Below are 15,921 nucleotides of genomic sequence, written 5' to 3' on the forward strand. Positions count from 1 at the left end.
CCGCTCGCGCGGAGGGGCGCCTGGTCCAGAGGTTGCGACGCTAGTGCAGGGACGTTTCAAGAGGGATGGCAGCGCTTCGGCCGAGCCGGAGCCGCACGGCGGGACCGGCCGCGGTGCCTCGCCCCAGCACGCCCAGAACCCGACTCCGGCCCAGTCCGGCGAGAACGGGGAGCGCTCCGGAGGTCCGGGCGCGTCCCCGCTGTCGGGCACGCCCGGTTCCGTGACCCCGACGCCGACGGTGAAGCCGGCCAAGGACGTCGAGGGCCCCGGTTCGCGGCTCGCGATGCGCAACTGGCGCATCTCGACCCGGCTGGTGTCGCTGCTCGCTCTGCCGGTCGTCGCGGCCACCACCCTCGGTGGCCTGCGCATCGGCGACTCGATGGACGACATCAAGCAGCTCGACAACATGAAGCTGCTGACGGAGATGACCCAGCGCGCCACCGAGCTGGCCGCGGCGCTCCAGGACGAACGTGACCAGTCCGCCGGTCCGATGTCGCACGGCGTCAAGGCGTCGGACTTCACCCTCAAGGGCTTCCGCGACAAGTCGGACCGCGCGAAGTCCAACTTCGAGGACACCGCCGAGCAGATCGACGCGGCGAGCAAGGACGGCAACCTCAAGGGCGTCCGCGACACCGTGGTCGCCCTGGTGGGCCAGCTCAACACCCTGAACAAGGTCCGCGGCGAGGCGTACACCACCGAGGGCAACTCCAGCCAGACCATCGAGTCGTACCACCGGCTGATCACCCAGCTCATCGACCTGTCCCAGGACATGGCCGAGGCGACGAGCAACCCGGAGATGATCCAGCGCACCCGCGCCCTGTCCGCGTTCTCCAGCGCCAAGGAGTACGCCTCGGTGCAGCGGGCCGTCATCGCCGCCGCGCTGCCCGCCAACACCAGCAGCAAGGGCAAGCTCTCCACGAACGACCGCCTCTACGGCCAGTCGGCCCTCGACAGCGAGCGCGCCGAGCTGAACATCTTCCGCAAGGTCGACGGCTCGGGCGCGGAGGCGACCCTCCAGCCGATCGAGGGGGACTCCCCGCAGATCCAGGCGGCCGACCAGTACGCCAAGCGCGCCCTGGCCCCCAACGGCTTCGCGGACCTGCCCGCCCGCTCCTACCGCGACTGGCTGGACGACAGCACCAACAAGCTCCAGCAGATGAAGAACATCGAGCACGAGCTGCTCGGTGACATGGAGCAGAAGGCCCGTGAGCTGAAGTCGACCTCGGAGCAGGAGGCGATCCTCTCCGGTGCGCTGATCCTGCTCGTGCTCGGCGTCTCGCTGGTCGGCGCCTTCGTCGTGGCCCGCTCCATGATCCGCTCGCTGCGCCGCCTGCAGGAGACCGCCACCCGCGTCGCCCAGGACCGCCTGCCCGAGCTGGTCAAGCAGCTCTCCGAGTCCGACCCGCAGGACGTCGACACCTCCGTCGAGTCCGTCGGTGTGCACTCCAGCGACGAGATCGGCCAGGTGGCCGCGGCCTTCGACGACGTGCACCGCGAGGCGGTCCGACTGGTCGCCGAGCAGGCCCTGCTGCGGGGCAACGTCAACGCGATGTTCACCAACCTCTCGCGCCGTTCCCAGGGTCTGATCCAGCGTCAGCTCTCGCTCATCTCCGAACTGGAGTCCCGCGAGGCCGACCCGGACCAGCTCTCCTCGCTCTTCAAGCTCGACCACCTCGCGACGCGTATGCGCCGTAACGGTGAGAACCTCCTCGTCCTCGCCGGTGAGGAGCCGGGCCGACGGTGGACCCGCCCGGTCCCGCTGGTCGACGTGCTCCGCGCCGCCGCGTCCGAGGTGGAGCAGTACGAGCGCATCGAGCTGGCCTCGGTGCCGAGCACCCAGGTCGCGGGCCGCGTCGTCAACGACCTCGTGCACCTCCTCGCCGAGCTGCTCGAGAACGCCACCTCGTTCTCCTCCCCTCAGACCAAGGTCAAGGTGACCGGTCACGCGCTGCCCGACGGGCGTGTGCTGATCGAGATCCACGACACCGGTATCGGTCTCTCCCCCGAGGACCTCGCCGCGATCAACGAGCGCCTCGCGGCGCCGCCCACGGTGGACGTCTCGGTGTCCCGCCGCATGGGTCTGTTCGTGGTCGGCCGTCTGTCCCAGCGACACGGCATCCGCATCCAGCTCCGTCCGTCCGACTCCGGTGGTACGACCGCGCTGGTCATGCTGCCCGTCGACGTCGCCCAGGGCGGCAAGAAGCCCGCTCCGGGCAAGGGCGGTGGCCCCGGCGCCGGTGGCGGTCCCGCCGCCGCGCAGGCGGCCGCGGGTGCCGCGGCGGCCCGGCGCAACGCGGGCGGCAACGGCCAGGGCGGCGCCCTCGGCGGCGCTCCCGCCGGTGGCGGACTCCTCGGCGGCGGCTCCGCGCCGCGCGGTCAGGTCGGCGCGGGCCAGGGTCCGCGTGCGGCGCTGCCCGGCGCCGGACAGAGCGGCCGTCCCGGTGGCGGCCGTGGCCAGGGTGCCGGTGCCGCGTTCCAGGGCCGGCAGGCCGCGGGTGCCGGTGCCGGTGGTCACAACGGCCAGAACGGTCAGGCTCCCGGTGGCCCGCAGGGTCTCCAGGCCGCGCAGCCCGGCGGTCAGCAGGACGCCTTCGGCGGCCGCGGTCCGGCCGCGCCGCGGGGCGGTGCCGACCAGGGCCGTCAGCCCCAGTTGCCGCCGCGTGGCGGCCCGCGTGCCGAGCTGCCCGGCGGCAACCCGCAGCAGCGCGGTCCGGAGTGGGGCGACGCCCCGCAGAACCGTGCGGCGATGGACGCCCCGCGCGGCCACGACGAGCAGGCACCGCACACCGCGCGGATGCCGCGTGTGGACGACCGCCAGGGCCCGGGCGCGACCGCCGAGATGCCCCGCATCGACGCGAACGGCCCGTCCGGCACCGGTGAGTTCCCGCGCCAGGACCTCTACGGCACCAACGAGGGCCACCACACCGGCCAGTTCGCCCGGCCCGGCGCGGGCAACCCGCAGCACAACACGGGTCAGTTCGCGCGTCCCGGTGCGGGCGAGCAGCACAACACCGGGCAGTTCCAGCGCCCCGGCATGAACGACCAGCAGAACAACGGCCAGTTCGCGCGTCCCGGTGCGGGCGAGCAGCAGAACTCCGGCCAGTTCCAGCGCCCCGGCGCCCAGCAGGGCAACCGGTTCGCCCAGCAGAACAACGGTCACGACCCGTACGCCCAGGGCGGCTTCGGCGGCCAGGCGAACGGCCAGGACCCGCAGAGCACCGGCCAGTTCGCGGCGCCGCAGGCGTACGACGGCGGTTACGACGCGGGCAACACCGGTCAGCACGCGCTGCCCGGCAGCCACGGCGCCAGCGGCCCGCACACCGGCCAGTTCGAGCGTCCGCAGCAGGGCGGTCCGGCGGACTTCGGCGCGCAGCGCCCGCAGTTCCCGCAGCGCCAGGCGGCTCCCGAGCCCGACCGCAGCCCCGCGCAGCGGCAGGCGCCGAGCGAGGGCTGGGCGGCGCTGCCCCCGGCCGGCGGTCCCGGCGACGGCCGTACCCCGCTGTACGACACGCTGGAGACCAACTGGTTCCACGGCGGCGGCCAGCAGGAGGCCGAGCAGGCTCCCGCTCCGGCGGCCCCGGCCCAGCAGGCGCCCGCCCAGGCGCCCGCTCCGCAGCGTTCCGCGTCTCCTTCGTCTCCCTCGTCCACCACGGGCTCCTGGCGCACCTCGCCGAACGACGAGATCGTCCGGCAGGCCGAGCGCGTACGGAAGCCCGCGGCGGGCGGCATCACCACCTCCGGTCTGCCGCGTCGGGTGCCCAAGGCGAACCTCGTCCCGGGCACCGCACAGCAACAGCAGCAGCAGAACCCGACCGGTCCGCAGGTTTCGCGCTCGCCCGACGAGGTGCGCGGCCGGCTGACCAATCTCCGCCGGGGCATCGCGCAGGGCCGCCAGGCCGGCAACGGCCAGACCGGCAGCTTTCCCAGCCCCACTCACCAGCAGGAGCGTTAGTTGAGTCCGATGAGCCAGGCGGCACAGAACCTGAACTGGTTGATCACCAACTTCGTGGACAACACCCCAGGGGTGTCCCACACGGTGGTGGTCTCCGCCGACGGCCTTCTGCTGGCGATGTCCGAAGGTTTTCCGCGTGACCGCGCCGACCAGTTGGCGGCGGTCGCCTCCGGGCTGACCTCTCTCACGGCCGGGGCGTCCCGGATCTTCGAGGGCGGCAGCGTGTCGCAGACCGTCGTCGAGATGGAACGCGGCTTCCTCTTCCTCATGTCCGTCTCGGACGGGTCGTCCCTCGCCGTCCTGGCCCACCCCGAGTGCGACATCGGTCTCGTCGGCTACGAGATGGCGCTGCTCGTCGACCGTGCGGGTGCGGTACTCACCCCGGATCTGCGCGCCGAACTACAAGGCAGTCTGCTGCACTGACCCACCCCGGCACCACCCACCTCACAAAACAACCGTCCGGCCGCCACAATCCCCCCACCGGCCCCGTCAGACGGCACGACTGACCAACTGCTGTCCCGCCCGGAGGATTCATGACCCCGCCCACCGCCTCTCATGATCCGTACGCGGAGTCGTACGGCGACGAGGGGGACCAGCCGCTGGTACGTCCGTACGCGATGACCGGCGGCCGGACGCGGCCGCGCTATCAGCTCGCCATCGAGGCGCTGATCAGTACGACGGCCGACCCGGCAGCGCTCATGGGACTGCTCCCGGAGCACCAGCGCATCTGCCAACTGTGCGTCGAGGTGAAGTCGGTCGCGGAGGTGTCCGCGCTACTGGCCATGCCGCTCGGTGTGGCAAGGATTCTGGTCGCCGACCTCGCCGAGGCCGGCCTGGTCGCCATCCATCAGCCGGGTGGCGACGAGAACAACGGCGGCGCTCCCGATGTGACGCTGCTCGAAAGGGTGCTCAGTGGACTTCGCAAGCTCTGACGGAGGGCGGGCCACGACCTCCGCGAAGATCGTGGTGGCGGGTGGCTTCGGCGTGGGCAAGACCACGTTCGTGGGCGCCGTCTCGGAGATCAACCCGCTGCGTACCGAGGCCGTCATGACGTCCGCGTCCGCGGGCATCGACGACCTCACCCACACCGGAGACAAGACGACGACGACCGTCGCCATGGACTTCGGCCGCATCACCCTGGACCAGGACCTGATCCTGTACCTCTTCGGTACGCCCGGTCAGGACCGCTTCTGGTTCATGTGGGACGACCTGGTCCGCGGTGCCATCGGCGCGGTGGTCCTGGTGGACACCCGCCGCCTGGCGGACTGCTTCCCGGCCGTGGACTACTTCGAGAACTCGGGTCTGCCGTTCGTCGTCGCGCTCAACGGCTTCGACGGGCAGCAGCCGTACAACCCGGAGGAGGTGCGCGAGGCCCTGCAGATCGGCCCCGACACCCCGATCATCACCACGGACGCCCGGCACCGGTCGGACGCCAAGAGCGCGCTGATCACCCTGGTCGAGCACGCGCTGATGGCGCGCCTGCGGTAGTAGAGGCACTGCGGTACTCAAGTGGGATCTGCCGTACGGCAGTTGTCCTGAACGGACCGGAGCCGGCTGTGGCCTTGGACACGGCCGGCTCCGGTGTTCATAACAGTTCGGCAGAGGAATATCCGGGGATCGCCACACGGCGCGTTCGACCGGTACCGCTGCGCGCACGAACCCCCGGCCTTTTGCCGGGGCTCGCTCGGTATTGACCCGTTTTATCTGGGCCTTACAACCGCGCTCCCCCTGTTTGGAACTGCGCTGGTCCACGTGCTGGAATGCCTGAACTGCCCAGGGGTCAAAGACGTACTGAGTGGTCGAAGACGAACCGGGCTCTGCGAAGACAAACCGGGCTCTGAGAGACTGCGGCACGAGACGGTGCCGACCGCCGAGAGGTTGTTGGTCGAGTGAGGCGAAGCAAGAACGGTCCCGAGCCGTCGGCGCGGGGCAACTTCACCCCGCCGCCGCGCGCTGCGGCCCCCGCACCGGTTGCACCGGGACCGGAGCCCGAGGCCGCGGCGCCCGCGGCTTCCGGGGGCCGGTTCTCGCCGCGCAACTGGCGGGTGCCCACCAGGCTGAACGCGATCCTGCTCATACCCGTGATGGTCGGTCTCATCATGGGTGGCTTCCAGGTGAAGAACTCGATCGACACCTGGCAGGACGCCGAGGACGCCGAGAACACCGCCATCCTGGTGCGGGCGTCGCTGTCGTACGCCGACGCCCTGTACAACGAGCGCGACATCAGCGCCGCCCCCCTGCTGAAGGGCAAGGCCGAGACCGCCCAGGACAAGGCGACGGTCGCGGCGGCGCGCAAGTCCACCGACGAGGCGGCCGACGCCTTCGACAAGGCCGCGCAGAACATGCCGCACAAGCCGGGCCTGGAGCGCCGGCTGAAGCTGTTCCGCGAGACCGAGCCCAAGCTGCAGGCTCTCCGCACGCTCGCCTACACGCCCAAGCTCACGGGGGTGAAGACGGAGGAGGGCTACATCGAGGTGGCCCACCCGCTCATGGAGTTCGCCAACGAGCTGGGTCTGGGCACCGGAAACATCACCTCCTACGGCCGTACCGTCTACGCCATCTCGCTGACCAAGGCGGCGCTCTCCCTTGAGCGCTCCATCGGTATGCACATGCTGGTCAAGCCCGGTCCGGACGCCCCCAACCTGGCCAGCCAGCGCGTGGCGCTCCTGTCCTACGCCTATCTGGAGGGCATCGCGGTCGAGGAGTACCTCGGCGGCGGCACCCAGGAGGACTCGGACCGTCTCGACCAGGAGAAGCGGGACATCCAGACACAGGGCGCCAAGATGGTGGCCGAGGCGAAGGCCCAGGACCCCTCGTACAAGGCGCCTCCGACCGACCCGCAGAACATGGTCTCGGCGCTCGGCCAGCTCAAGACCACCGACCCCGTCGAGCGGCAGGCGCTGGCCCAGCAGGGCATCACCCCCGCCAACTGGTGGGCGGTCAACACGCTGAAGTTCAAGGCGTACCGCTCCATCGAGTCGGACCTGACCGACAAGGCGGTGAACGAGGCGTCGGGCATCGCCGACGACGCCAAGACCTCCGCGATCATCACCGGTGCGGCCGTCGTGCTCGTGCTGCTGCTCGCCTTCCTCCTCGCCGGTGCGGTGGCCCGCCAGATGAGCCGCTCGATGCGCCAGTTGCGCAACGCGGCCTTCGGCATCGCCGAGCAGCGGCTGCCGATGCTGGTCGACCAGCTCTCCCGCACCGACCCCGGCCGGGTCGACACCCGGGTCGCCCCGATCCCGATCCACACCAAGGACGAGATCGGCGAGGTCGCCCGCGCCTTCGACCAGGTCCACCGCGAGGCGGTCCGGCTCGCCTCCGAGCAGGCGCTGCTGCGGGGCAACATCAACGCGATCTTCACCAACCTGTCGCGCCGCAACCAGTCGCTGATCGAGGGCCAGTTGACCCTGATCACCGACCTGGAGAACAACGAGGCGGACCCGGACCAGCTCGAGAACCTCTTCAAGCTGGACCACCTCGCGACCCGTATGCGCCGCAACGGCGAGAACCTCCTGGTCCTCGCGGGCGAGGAGCCCGGCCGCCGCTGGGACCAGCCGGTGCCGCTGGTCGACGTGCTGCGCGCCGCCTCCTCCGAGGTGGAGCAGTACGAGCGCATCGAGCTGTCCGGTGTCCCGGACGCCGAGATCCACGGTCGCGCGGTCACCGACCTCGTGCACCTGCTGGCCGAGCTGCTGGAGAACGCGACGACGTTCTCCTCCCCGCAGACCAAGGTCAAGGTCACCGCGACCCGTCTCCCCGACGGCCGCGTGATGATCGAGATCCACGACAAGGGCATCGGTCTGACGGCCGAGGACTTCGCGGACATCAACCACAAGCTGGCCAACCCGCCGACCGTGGACGCCGCGATCTCCCAGCGCATGGGACTCTTCGTGGTCGGCCGGCTGTCCGACCGGCACGGCATCCGCGTCCAGCTCCGCCCCTCGGGCGAGCAGGCCGGCACCACCTCGCTGGTCATGCTCCCGGACGCGATCACCCACGGTGGTGGCGGCGAAACCCCGCTGGAGCGCGAGGAGTTCACGGTCTCGCAGATCATCCCGGAGCAGCAGTTCCGGGGCGAGAACTTCGGTCAGCCGCAGCAACAGCAGCCGCAGCAGCAGCCGATGCGCACCGCCGCCGAACTCGGCTTCGACGACAGCCGCTACGAGGTCCCGGACGACATCCGGGGTCTGGACCCGGTCGGCCGCTCGCTGATGCGCGAGGAGCGCCGGGCCGCGCTGGAGACCCACGGCCACCAGCCGCAGGAGGAGACCGGGCAGCAGCCCGCGTTCCCCGACGCCTTCGAGCAGCCGCGACAGGGCTTCGAGGACACCTCCGGCTTCCCGGTCCAGCAGCACCCGCAGGGCGCCGCCCCCGAGGCGCAGCAGCCGTACCAGGAGCTGCCGCAGGCGCCGTACGACGAGCAGCAGTACTACGCGCAGGACGCCGGGCTGCCGCAGAACGACGGCTTCGGCCAGAACGACGGCTTCGCCCAGAACGGCGGCTACCCCGACGCGTACCAGGAGCAGGGCCACAACGGCCATGCGCCGGCGCACGCCCCGGCGGCGGACGCGTTCGGTCCGTACGACGGCGGCAACCGCCAGGACGACTGGTCCGGCCAGAACGGTTTCCAGAACGACTATCCGGCCCAGTACGCTGCGGAAACGGAGTCTTCGCAGGCCGGTGACGTGAGTGAGCGGAACCGCGTAGGCTTCGAGCGTCCCGGACCGGCCTCCTCCCCCGCCGCCCACGACATGACGAACGCCGGGCTTCCCCGCCGCGGTGGCGTCACGAGCGGTGCGAACGGCGTGAACGGCACGGCCCAGGGGCAGCAGGCGGCGCCGGCTCCCGCGGCGGGCCCGCTCGCCGCGAACAACGGTGACAGCGGCTGGCGTTCGGCGAACGACGACCGCTGGCAGCAGGCGTCGCAGTTGCGCAAACCCAAGGCGGGCGGAGTCACCTCCTCCGGTCTGCCGCGGCGGGTACCCAAGGCCAACCTGGTCGAGGGCACCGCCGAGAGCACCCCTCAGGGGGGCCCACAGGTCTCCCGCGCCCCGGAAGACGTCCGGGGCAGGCTGAGCAACCTGCGTCGAGGCGTCGAACGCGGACGCAACGCAGGCAGTGAAACGAACGGCCAGGCCACCAACAATCAGCACGGTGGTCCTGACAGCACCTACAACCAGGAGCGTTAGTGTGAGCCCGATGAGCCAGGCGGCACAGAACCTGAACTGGTTGATCACCAACTTCGTGGACAACACCCCGGGGGTGTCCCACACGGTGGTGGTCTCCGCCGACGGACTCCTTCTGGCGATGTCCGAAGGCTTTCCGCGCGACCGCGCCGACCAGCTCGCGGCCGTCGCCTCCGGCCTGACGTCTCTGACGGCAGGCGCCTCCCGGATCTTCGAGGGAGGCAGTGTGAACCAGACCGTTGTGGAGATGGAGCGAGGATTCCTCTTCATCATGTCCGTATCCGACGGTTCCTCGCTCGCCGTACTGGCCCACCCGGAAGCGGACATCGGCCTCATCGGGTACGAGATGGCCCTTCTGGTGGACCGCGCGGGCACGGTCCTCACCCCGGATCTGCGTGCGGAACTCCAGGGCAGCCTTCTCAACTAGCAAGTGGACGGTGCGCGTTCGCGTCCCGGGGCCGTAAGGTTTCGGGACGCGGCCCCACGCACATGGGTGCCCGGCACAGTCGGAGGAGGAGAGAAAGTGGCAACACCCCCAGGCGGTTCGCATACGGGTAACTGGTCGTACGGTCCCGCACAGGGACAGGACGGCGGTTCCGCGAACCCGTACGTTCCCTCCACCCCCGACCACCGGCAGCCCTACGCACCGCAGGGTCCCGGTCCGTCTCCCTACGAGCAGCCCCGGGCCCCGCGTATACAGCCGGTCCCGCCGCGCCGCTCCGAGCCCGCGGCGGCCCCGGCCGCGAACAACCCCCTGGTGCGTCCGTACGCCATGACCGGTGGCCGGACGCGCCCGCGCTACCAGCTCGCCATCGAGGCACTGGTGCACACCACCGCCGCTCCGCATCAGATGCAGGGTCAGCTTCCCGAGCATCAGCGGATCTGCAACCTGTGCCGGGAGATCAAGTCGGTGGCCGAGATCTCGGCGCTGCTGACGATCCCCCTCGGCGTGGCCAGGATTCTCGTCGCCGACTTGGCGGAGGCGGGCCTGGTCGCCATCCATCAGCCCGGCGGCGACGAGAACGCCGGTGGCCAGCCAGCCGTGACTTTGCTCGAAAGGGTGCTCAGTGGACTTCGCAAGCTCTAGCGGAGGGCCTTCCCGCTCCACCACGTCCGCGAAGATCGTGGTGGCGGGCGGCTTCGGCGTGGGCAAAACCACGTTCGTCGGCGCCGTCTCGGAGATCAACCCGCTGCGCACCGAGGCCGTCATGACGTCCGCTTCGGCCGGCATCGACGACCTCACCCACACCGGAGACAAGAAGACCACCACGGTCGCCATGGACTTCGGCCGCATCACCCTGGACCAGGACCTGATCCTGTACCTCTTCGGTACGCCCGGTCAGGACCGCTTCTGGTTCATGTGGGACGACCTGGTCCGCGGTGCCATCGGCGCCATCGTCCTGGTCGACACCCGCCGTCTCGCCGACTGCTTCCCCGCGGTCGACTACTTCGAGAACTCGGGTCTGCCGTTCGTCATCGCCCTCAACGGCTTCGACGGCAGCCAGCCCTACAACCCGGACGAGGTGCGCGAGGCCCTGCAGATCGGCCCCGACACCCCGATCATCACTACGGACGCCCGCCACCGCGCGGACGCCAAGAGCGCGCTGATCACCCTCGTGGAGCACGCGCTGATGGCCCGCCTGCGGTAGCGGGCGCACCCGGACCACGTCCGAAGACCCCGTCCCGCCGCCGCGCGGGACGGGGTCTTCGTCGTACCCGGGTCTTCGTCGTACCCGGTCCTCGTCATGCCCGGTCCTCGTCGTGCCCGGTCCTCGTCGTGCCCCCTGCCCGCTCCGGCACGACGAGGGCCCCGCCTCTCCCCGGAGGGAGGAGACGGGGCCCTGTCGTCGTGCTCGGGGCTCAGTGCCAACTGTGCGGGGCGCGGAAGCCGGGCTCGCGCTCCAGGCGGCGCCAGGCGGCGCGGGGGCGTCCGGCGGAGGGGCGGGTGGTCTGGCGGGCCGCTGCGCGGGCGAGGAGGACGGCCGTGATGGCGGCGATGTCCTCGGGCTCGGCGTGGCCCTTCTCGACACGGATGTCGGGAGTGTTCATGGCTTCGGTCTCCGAGGGCTCGATCACTGCGGCGGGTTGCCGTGCTTGCGGGAGGGCAGGTCGGCGTGCTTCGACTGGAGCATCGCCAGCGACTTGACCAGGACCTCGCGGGTCTCGGCGGGGTCGATCACGTCGTCCACCAGACCGCGCTCCGCCGCGTAGTACGGGTGCATGAGCTCGGCCTTGTATTCCTTGACCATCTTCTGGCGCATCGCCTCGGGGTCCTCGGCCTCGGCGATCTGGCGGCGGAAGATGACGTTGGCGGCGCCCTCGGCGCCCATCACGGCGATCTCGTTCGTGGGCCACGCGTAGGTGAGGTCCGCACCGATGGACTGGCTGTCCATGACGATGTAGGCGCCGCCGTACGCCTTGCGCAGGATGAGCGAAATCCGCGGCACGGTCGCGTTGCAGTAGGCGTAGAGGAGCTTCGCGCCGTGCCGGATGATTCCGCCGTGCTCCTGGTCGACACCGGGCAGGAAGCCCGGCACGTCCAGGAGCGTGATGATCGGGATATTGAAAGCGTCACACATCTGGACAAAGCGCGCAGCTTTTTCACTCGCCTCGATGTCCAGGACGCCCGCGAGGACCTGCGGCTGGTTGGCGATGATGCCGACGACCTGGCCGTCGAGGCGGGCCATGGCGCAGATGATGTTCCGCGCCCAGCGCTCGTGGACCTCCAGGTACTCGCCGTCGTCCACCAGCTCCTCGATGACCTTGGTCATGTCGTAGGGCCGGTTGCCGTCGGCGGGGACCAGGTCGAGCAGGACGTCGCCGCGCCGGTCGGCGGGGTCGGAGGACTCCACCCGGGGCGGGTTCTCGCGGTTGTTCTGCGGGAGCAGCGACAGGAGGTAGCGCACCTCCGCGATGCAGGTCTCCTCGTCGTCGTACGCGAAGTGGCAGACGCCCGAGGTCTCGGCGTGCACGTCGGCGCCGCCCAGGCCGTTCTGGGAGATCTCCTCGCCGGTGACCGCCTTGACGACGTCCGGTCCGGTGATGAACATCTGCGAGGTCTCGCGGACCATGAAGACGAAGTCGGTGAGGGCGGGGCTGTAGGCCGCACCGCCCGCGCACGGGCCGAGCATCACGGAGATCTGCGGGATGACGCCGGACGCCTTGGTGTTGCGCTGGAAGATGCCGCCGTAGCCGGCGAGCGCGGAGACGCCCTCCTGGATACGGGCACCGGCGCCGTCGTTGAGGGAGACCAGCGGCGCACCGGCCGCGATGGCCATGTCCATGATCTTGTGGATCTTCGTGGCGTGGGCCTCGCCCAGCGCGCCGCCGAAGATGCGGAAGTCGTGCGCGTAGACGAAGACCGTGCGGCCCTCGACCGTGCCCCAGCCGGTGACGACGCCGTCGCTGTACGGCTTCTTGGCCTCCAGGCCGAAGCCGGTCGCGCGGTGCCGGCGCAACTGCTCGACCTCCTGGAAGGAACCCGGGTCCAGGAGCAGCTCGATGCGCTCCCGTGCCGTCAGCTTGCCCTTGGCGTGCTGCGCCTCGGTCGCCTTCTCGCTGGGGCCCGCCAGGGCCTGCGCACGGATCTCGTGCAGCTCGGCGACCCGACCACGCGCGTCCGTCGGCTCACCCGTCGTCTCTTCCAAAACGGTCATGTAGCGACCTTACGAAGGACATCAAGGAAAGCGAGCCGTCCACTCCGTACAGTCTCCGACGCGTTTTCCTGGTACCACCGGACAGAACCACGCCCAGGTGTAGCTGTTCTTACTGCCCGGAGGGCGTCGGCGTTGTAGGGGTGCCACAAAGAGCGGTACCGGAACGCGACGCGGATCAGGCGCCGCGACACGCCAACCGTGGGGTGAAACGGGACCTCCGGACGGCCGACCGCGCCTACCGTACCCCGAACGGCGGCGAGGGCCGTCCCGGCGTGTTCCGCCCCGGTACGACCCCGCCCGCGACCCGCTCAGCAGCCGCCGCAGTTGTAGTACAGGACGTCCCAGTGGTTGCCCTCGTCGGCGTAGATGTTGCCCGAGCCGGACTGGTACTGCGGCGCGCCGTCGCCCCGCAGCCCGATGTAGGCGAAGGTGTTCTTGATGTACGAGGTCACGCAGGTGTTCTTGCCGTAGTCCAGCTTGTAGCCGTTCCAGTGCGAGTAGGTCCCCGAGGCGTGGCCGGTCTCGGTGCCGCCGGTGATGTTCAGCGCGCAGCCGGTGGCCCGCTTGAGGGTCTGGGCGCCCTGGGCGGTGGGGAGGTTGAGCTGGTCGAAGGACGTACAGGTGGAGTTGTTGCGGTCCGAGCAGCCTCCGGAGGAGGACCAGGTGACGCCGACGTCGCGGAACATCTGGGTGGCGGTCGCGTGACTGATCTTCGTGACGGCGAAGGCGTGGGAGGCGGTGCCGACGACGGCGACACCCGGCGCGACGACGAGCGCGAGCGCGGTCAGGACGGAGCGGATCTTCACGTGGGGAACCCTTCCTGCGGTGGGCCGAGCTTCCTGTGGGGCGGCTGTGCAGGTGGTGCACCGCAGATGGTGCCCGAGTTCTACGCGCGTCCGCCAGAGGGCGTACGTGGTGACTGTGTGTTGGCGTGAAAACACGCACCGGATGATGTTGAAAACCAAACAGAATGGCGTTACGGTCGTAACAGCAGGGTTCGTTGAACCTTAAACAAACTTCCGAGGAGCACACGATGGGCATCTTCAGCCGCAAGGACAGCACCCCCGAGACGACCACCGCCGCCCCGGCCGGCGCCGCGCTGGCGGGTCTGACCGGTGACTACACGATCGACCCCGCGCACACCTCGATCGGCTTCACCGCGCGGCACGCGATGGTCACCAACGTCAAGGGCAGCTTCACCGAGTTCACCGGCACGCTGCACCTGGACGGCGAGAACCCCGCGAACTCCACCGCGAGCCTCGACGTGAAGATGGACAGCATCGACACCGGCAACGCGGACCGGGACACCCACCTGAAGTCCGCCGACTTCTTCAAGACGGACGAGTTCCCGACGATGACCTTCCGCTCCACCAAGGCGGAGTCCCTGGGCGGCGACGACTACCGCATCACCGGTGACCTCTCGATCCTCGGCACGACCAAGCCGATCACGATCGACCTGGAGTTCAACGGCTCCGCCAAGGACCCGTTCGGCAACGACCGCGTGGGCTTCGAGGGCAAGGCCGAGCTGCTCCGCTCGGAGTGGGGTCTGACCTGGAACGCGGCTCTGGAGACGGGTGGCGTGCTGATCTCCGACAAGATCAAGCTCAGCTTCGACGTGTCGGCCATCAAGAACGCGTGAGCCTTTGGCGGTCCGGCCGCGGCAGCGACGAGCGCCCCGTTCCCGAGGAGGGAACGGGGCGCTCGTGCACGCGCGGGACGGCTCAGAAGCCTCCGCCGAAGTCCCCGCCGCCCCCGAAGTCGCCGCCGCCCCCGTCGCCGAAACCGCCGCTGAAGTCGCCGGGGTCGAAGTTGCTGCCCGAGACGTCGCCGCCCTCGAAGCCGCCGAACCCGCCACCGAAGCCATCGCCGTACCCACCGCCGTAGTCGGACGCGTAGGCGGGAGTGGACATCATGCCGCCGAGCATCGTGCCCACCAGCAGACCGGGCAGCAGACCGCCGCCGAAGTAGCCGCCCGCCCAGGGACCGTACGCCGGGCCCGCGTCCCAGTAGGGGCGGCGGCCGTACTCGGTCTCGACCTCGCGCACCGCCGGGTCGTGGCCGTCGGCAAGACGGGTGGCGTCGGCCGCGCAGACCGGGACCTCGCGCGGGCTGCCGCCGGGCGGCGTCCACAGGGCGTCGGTCACCGACGGACCGTGGCGCGGGTCGAAGAAGCAGGGCGCGCGCCGCTCGGGCAGCGGGCGCCCCTCACGGCGGGCGGCGAGCACGGCGAGCGAGAAGCGGCCGTCCTCCAGGGTCTCGGTGACCGCGCGCACGTCCTCGGGTCTGCGGGCCCGGTCCATGAGCTGCTTGGCGTTGTCGTAGGCGTTGAGGGCGCGCTCGTAGTCGGCGCGCATCGCGTCGTCGGCGCCGGGCTCGCCGGGCGAGAAGTCGAGGCGGTCCAGCTCCTCGCCGAAGGCGGTGATGTCCTCGTCGACCACCACGCGCAGCCGGTCCAGGGCGGCACGCTGCTCCTCGTCGCGGCGGCGGCGGTTGCGGCGGACCAGGGTGTAGGCGCCCGCGCCCGCCGCCACCAGGACACCGGCGGCCACGATCAGCCCGGTGCCGGACACTCCCCCACCGGAGGAGTCCCAGTGGGACGGCGCGTGTCCCTGGACGGTGTCGAGAGCGCGGTCGGTGAAGTCGGTGAGCTGCGCCTTGGCGTCCTCGCCCTGGACGCTCGACACCAGGTTCTTGCGGGCCGTGTCCGATATGACCACGGAGTCGGCCTTGGCGTCGAAGCGGTCGCCCAGCCTTATGCCGTACAGACCGGTGATGCCGGTGGCGTTGCGCAGGTCGTAGAAGAGCTTGTCGGTCGGATACCCGGCGGGCAGGACCACGATGAACACCGGTTTCCCCGCGTCCTTGATCCGCTTGGACAGCGCGTCGGCGTCCGCGCGGGAGAGCTGCCCGGAGGCGGCCGGGTCGACGTAGACCGGGTTCTCGCGCAGCGCCCGGCCGATGGTGGAGACGCTCGTGTCCGCGCTCGCGGCGGGGGCGAACACGGTCGTGAAAGCCAGGGCCAGCGCGGCGAGGAGCAGCGCGGGGAGGCTTCGGGTCGGCAGGACGGCCTTCATCCTTCGACGCTACCCGAAGCCTCCCCTTTTCGGTCAGGTGTGCGGATCAC

General features: G+C 70.4%; 13 protein-coding genes. 9 read left to right on the plus strand and 4 right to left on the minus strand.

Annotation, left to right across the window (positions count from 1 at the left end):
* Positions 1-43: 43 nt before the first annotated feature.
* The 8 genes from IF655_RS15555 (at position 44) to IF655_RS15590 (ending at position 10,790) form a co-directional block, all read left to right on the plus strand.
* On the plus strand, positions 44-3,952 hold the full coding sequence (locus tag IF655_RS15555; RefSeq protein ID WP_199585380.1) for a nitrate- and nitrite sensing domain-containing protein: 3,909 nt from the start codon (positions 44-46) through the stop codon (positions 3,950-3,952).
* A 9-nt stretch (positions 3,953-3,961) separates the two neighbouring features.
* On the plus strand, positions 3,962-4,375 hold the full coding sequence (locus tag IF655_RS15560) for a roadblock/LC7 domain-containing protein (RefSeq protein ID WP_018544706.1): 414 nt from the start codon (positions 3,962-3,964) through the stop codon (positions 4,373-4,375).
* Positions 4,376-4,485: 110 nt separating this feature from the next.
* A complete protein-coding gene (locus IF655_RS15565; protein WP_018544705.1) occupies positions 4,486-4,884 on the plus strand; it encodes a DUF742 domain-containing protein in 399 nt (132 codons plus the stop codon).
* Positions 4,865-5,440 (plus strand): ATP/GTP-binding protein, encoded by a 576-nt coding sequence (locus IF655_RS15570; protein ID WP_199585381.1) that lies wholly within the window; start codon positions 4,865-4,867, stop codon positions 5,438-5,440. The genes IF655_RS15565 and IF655_RS15570 overlap by 20 nt, the downstream gene beginning before the upstream one ends.
* A gap of 401 nt (positions 5,441-5,841) precedes the next feature.
* Entirely contained in the window at positions 5,842-9,144 is a 3,303-nt protein-coding gene (locus tag IF655_RS15575; RefSeq protein WP_199585382.1) for a nitrate- and nitrite sensing domain-containing protein, read from the plus strand.
* 10 nt (positions 9,145-9,154) lie between these two features.
* The gene (locus IF655_RS15580) at positions 9,155-9,568 is read left to right on the plus strand and encodes a roadblock/LC7 domain-containing protein (protein ID WP_005479603.1); all 414 of its coding nucleotides are present in this window, start codon (positions 9,155-9,157) and stop codon (positions 9,566-9,568) included.
* Between the two features lie 96 nt (positions 9,569-9,664).
* On the plus strand, positions 9,665-10,228 hold the full coding sequence (locus IF655_RS15585) for a DUF742 domain-containing protein (protein ID WP_199585383.1): 564 nt from the start codon (positions 9,665-9,667) through the stop codon (positions 10,226-10,228).
* On the plus strand, positions 10,209-10,790 hold the full coding sequence (locus IF655_RS15590; protein WP_199585384.1) for an ATP/GTP-binding protein: 582 nt from the start codon (positions 10,209-10,211) through the stop codon (positions 10,788-10,790). The genes IF655_RS15585 and IF655_RS15590 overlap by 20 nt, the downstream gene beginning before the upstream one ends.
* A 211-nt stretch (positions 10,791-11,001) precedes the next feature.
* Here the strand turns inward: IF655_RS15590 and IF655_RS15595 are convergent, their stop codons facing one another.
* From IF655_RS15595 to IF655_RS15605, 3 genes are all read right to left on the minus strand, one after another.
* A complete protein-coding gene (locus IF655_RS15595; protein WP_199585385.1) occupies positions 11,002-11,190 on the minus strand; it encodes an acyl-CoA carboxylase subunit epsilon in 189 nt (62 codons plus the stop codon).
* Positions 11,191-11,213: 23 nt separating this feature from the next.
* Entirely contained in the window at positions 11,214-12,797 is a 1,584-nt protein-coding gene (locus IF655_RS15600; protein ID WP_199585386.1) for an acyl-CoA carboxylase subunit beta, read from the minus strand.
* Positions 12,798-13,105: 308 nt separating this feature from the next.
* Positions 13,106-13,603 (minus strand): hypothetical protein, encoded by a 498-nt coding sequence (locus tag IF655_RS15605; protein WP_199585387.1) that lies wholly within the window; start codon positions 13,601-13,603, stop codon positions 13,106-13,108.
* A gap of 227 nt (positions 13,604-13,830) precedes the next feature.
* Here IF655_RS15605 and IF655_RS15610 point away from each other — a divergent pair, with 227 nt between their 5' ends.
* Complete coding sequence (locus tag IF655_RS15610) at positions 13,831-14,436, plus strand: YceI family protein (protein WP_199585388.1); 606 nt, start codon at positions 13,831-13,833, stop codon at positions 14,434-14,436.
* Between the two features lie 82 nt (positions 14,437-14,518).
* On the opposite strand, the gene IF655_RS15615 is transcribed toward IF655_RS15610, so the two are convergent.
* The gene (locus IF655_RS15615) at positions 14,519-15,871 is read right to left on the minus strand and encodes a hypothetical protein (protein WP_199585389.1); all 1,353 of its coding nucleotides are present in this window, start codon (positions 15,869-15,871) and stop codon (positions 14,519-14,521) included.
* Positions 15,872-15,921 lie beyond the last annotated feature (50 nt).

Origin of the sequence: Streptomyces sp. DSM 110735 (genome assembly GCF_016482685.1) — a bacterium.
Lineage (GTDB): Bacteria > Actinomycetota > Actinomycetes > Streptomycetales > Streptomycetaceae > Streptomyces.

What these genes read in the sequence shown, in the direction of transcription:
- IF655_RS15560 (WP_018544706.1), top strand. Translation starts at nt 3,962, where the DNA reads ATGAGCCAGGCGGCACAGAACCTGAACTGGTTGATCACCAACTTCGTG.
- IF655_RS15565 (WP_018544705.1), top strand. Translation starts at nt 4,486, where the DNA reads ATGACCCCGCCCACCGCCTCTCATGATCCGTACGCGGAGTCGTACGGC.
- IF655_RS15580 (WP_005479603.1), top strand. Translation starts at nt 9,155, where the DNA reads ATGAGCCAGGCGGCACAGAACCTGAACTGGTTGATCACCAACTTCGTG.
- IF655_RS15595 (WP_199585385.1), bottom strand. Translation starts at nt 11,190, where the DNA reads ATGAACACTCCCGACATCCGTGTCGAGAAGGGCCACGCCGAGCCCGAG.
- IF655_RS15600 (WP_199585386.1), bottom strand. Translation starts at nt 12,797, where the DNA reads ATGACCGTTTTGGAAGAGACGACGGGTGAGCCGACGGACGCGCGTGGT.
- IF655_RS15610 (WP_199585388.1), top strand. Translation starts at nt 13,831, where the DNA reads ATGGGCATCTTCAGCCGCAAGGACAGCACCCCCGAGACGACCACCGCC.
- IF655_RS15615 (WP_199585389.1), bottom strand. Translation starts at nt 15,871, where the DNA reads ATGAAGGCCGTCCTGCCGACCCGAAGCCTCCCCGCGCTGCTCCTCGCC.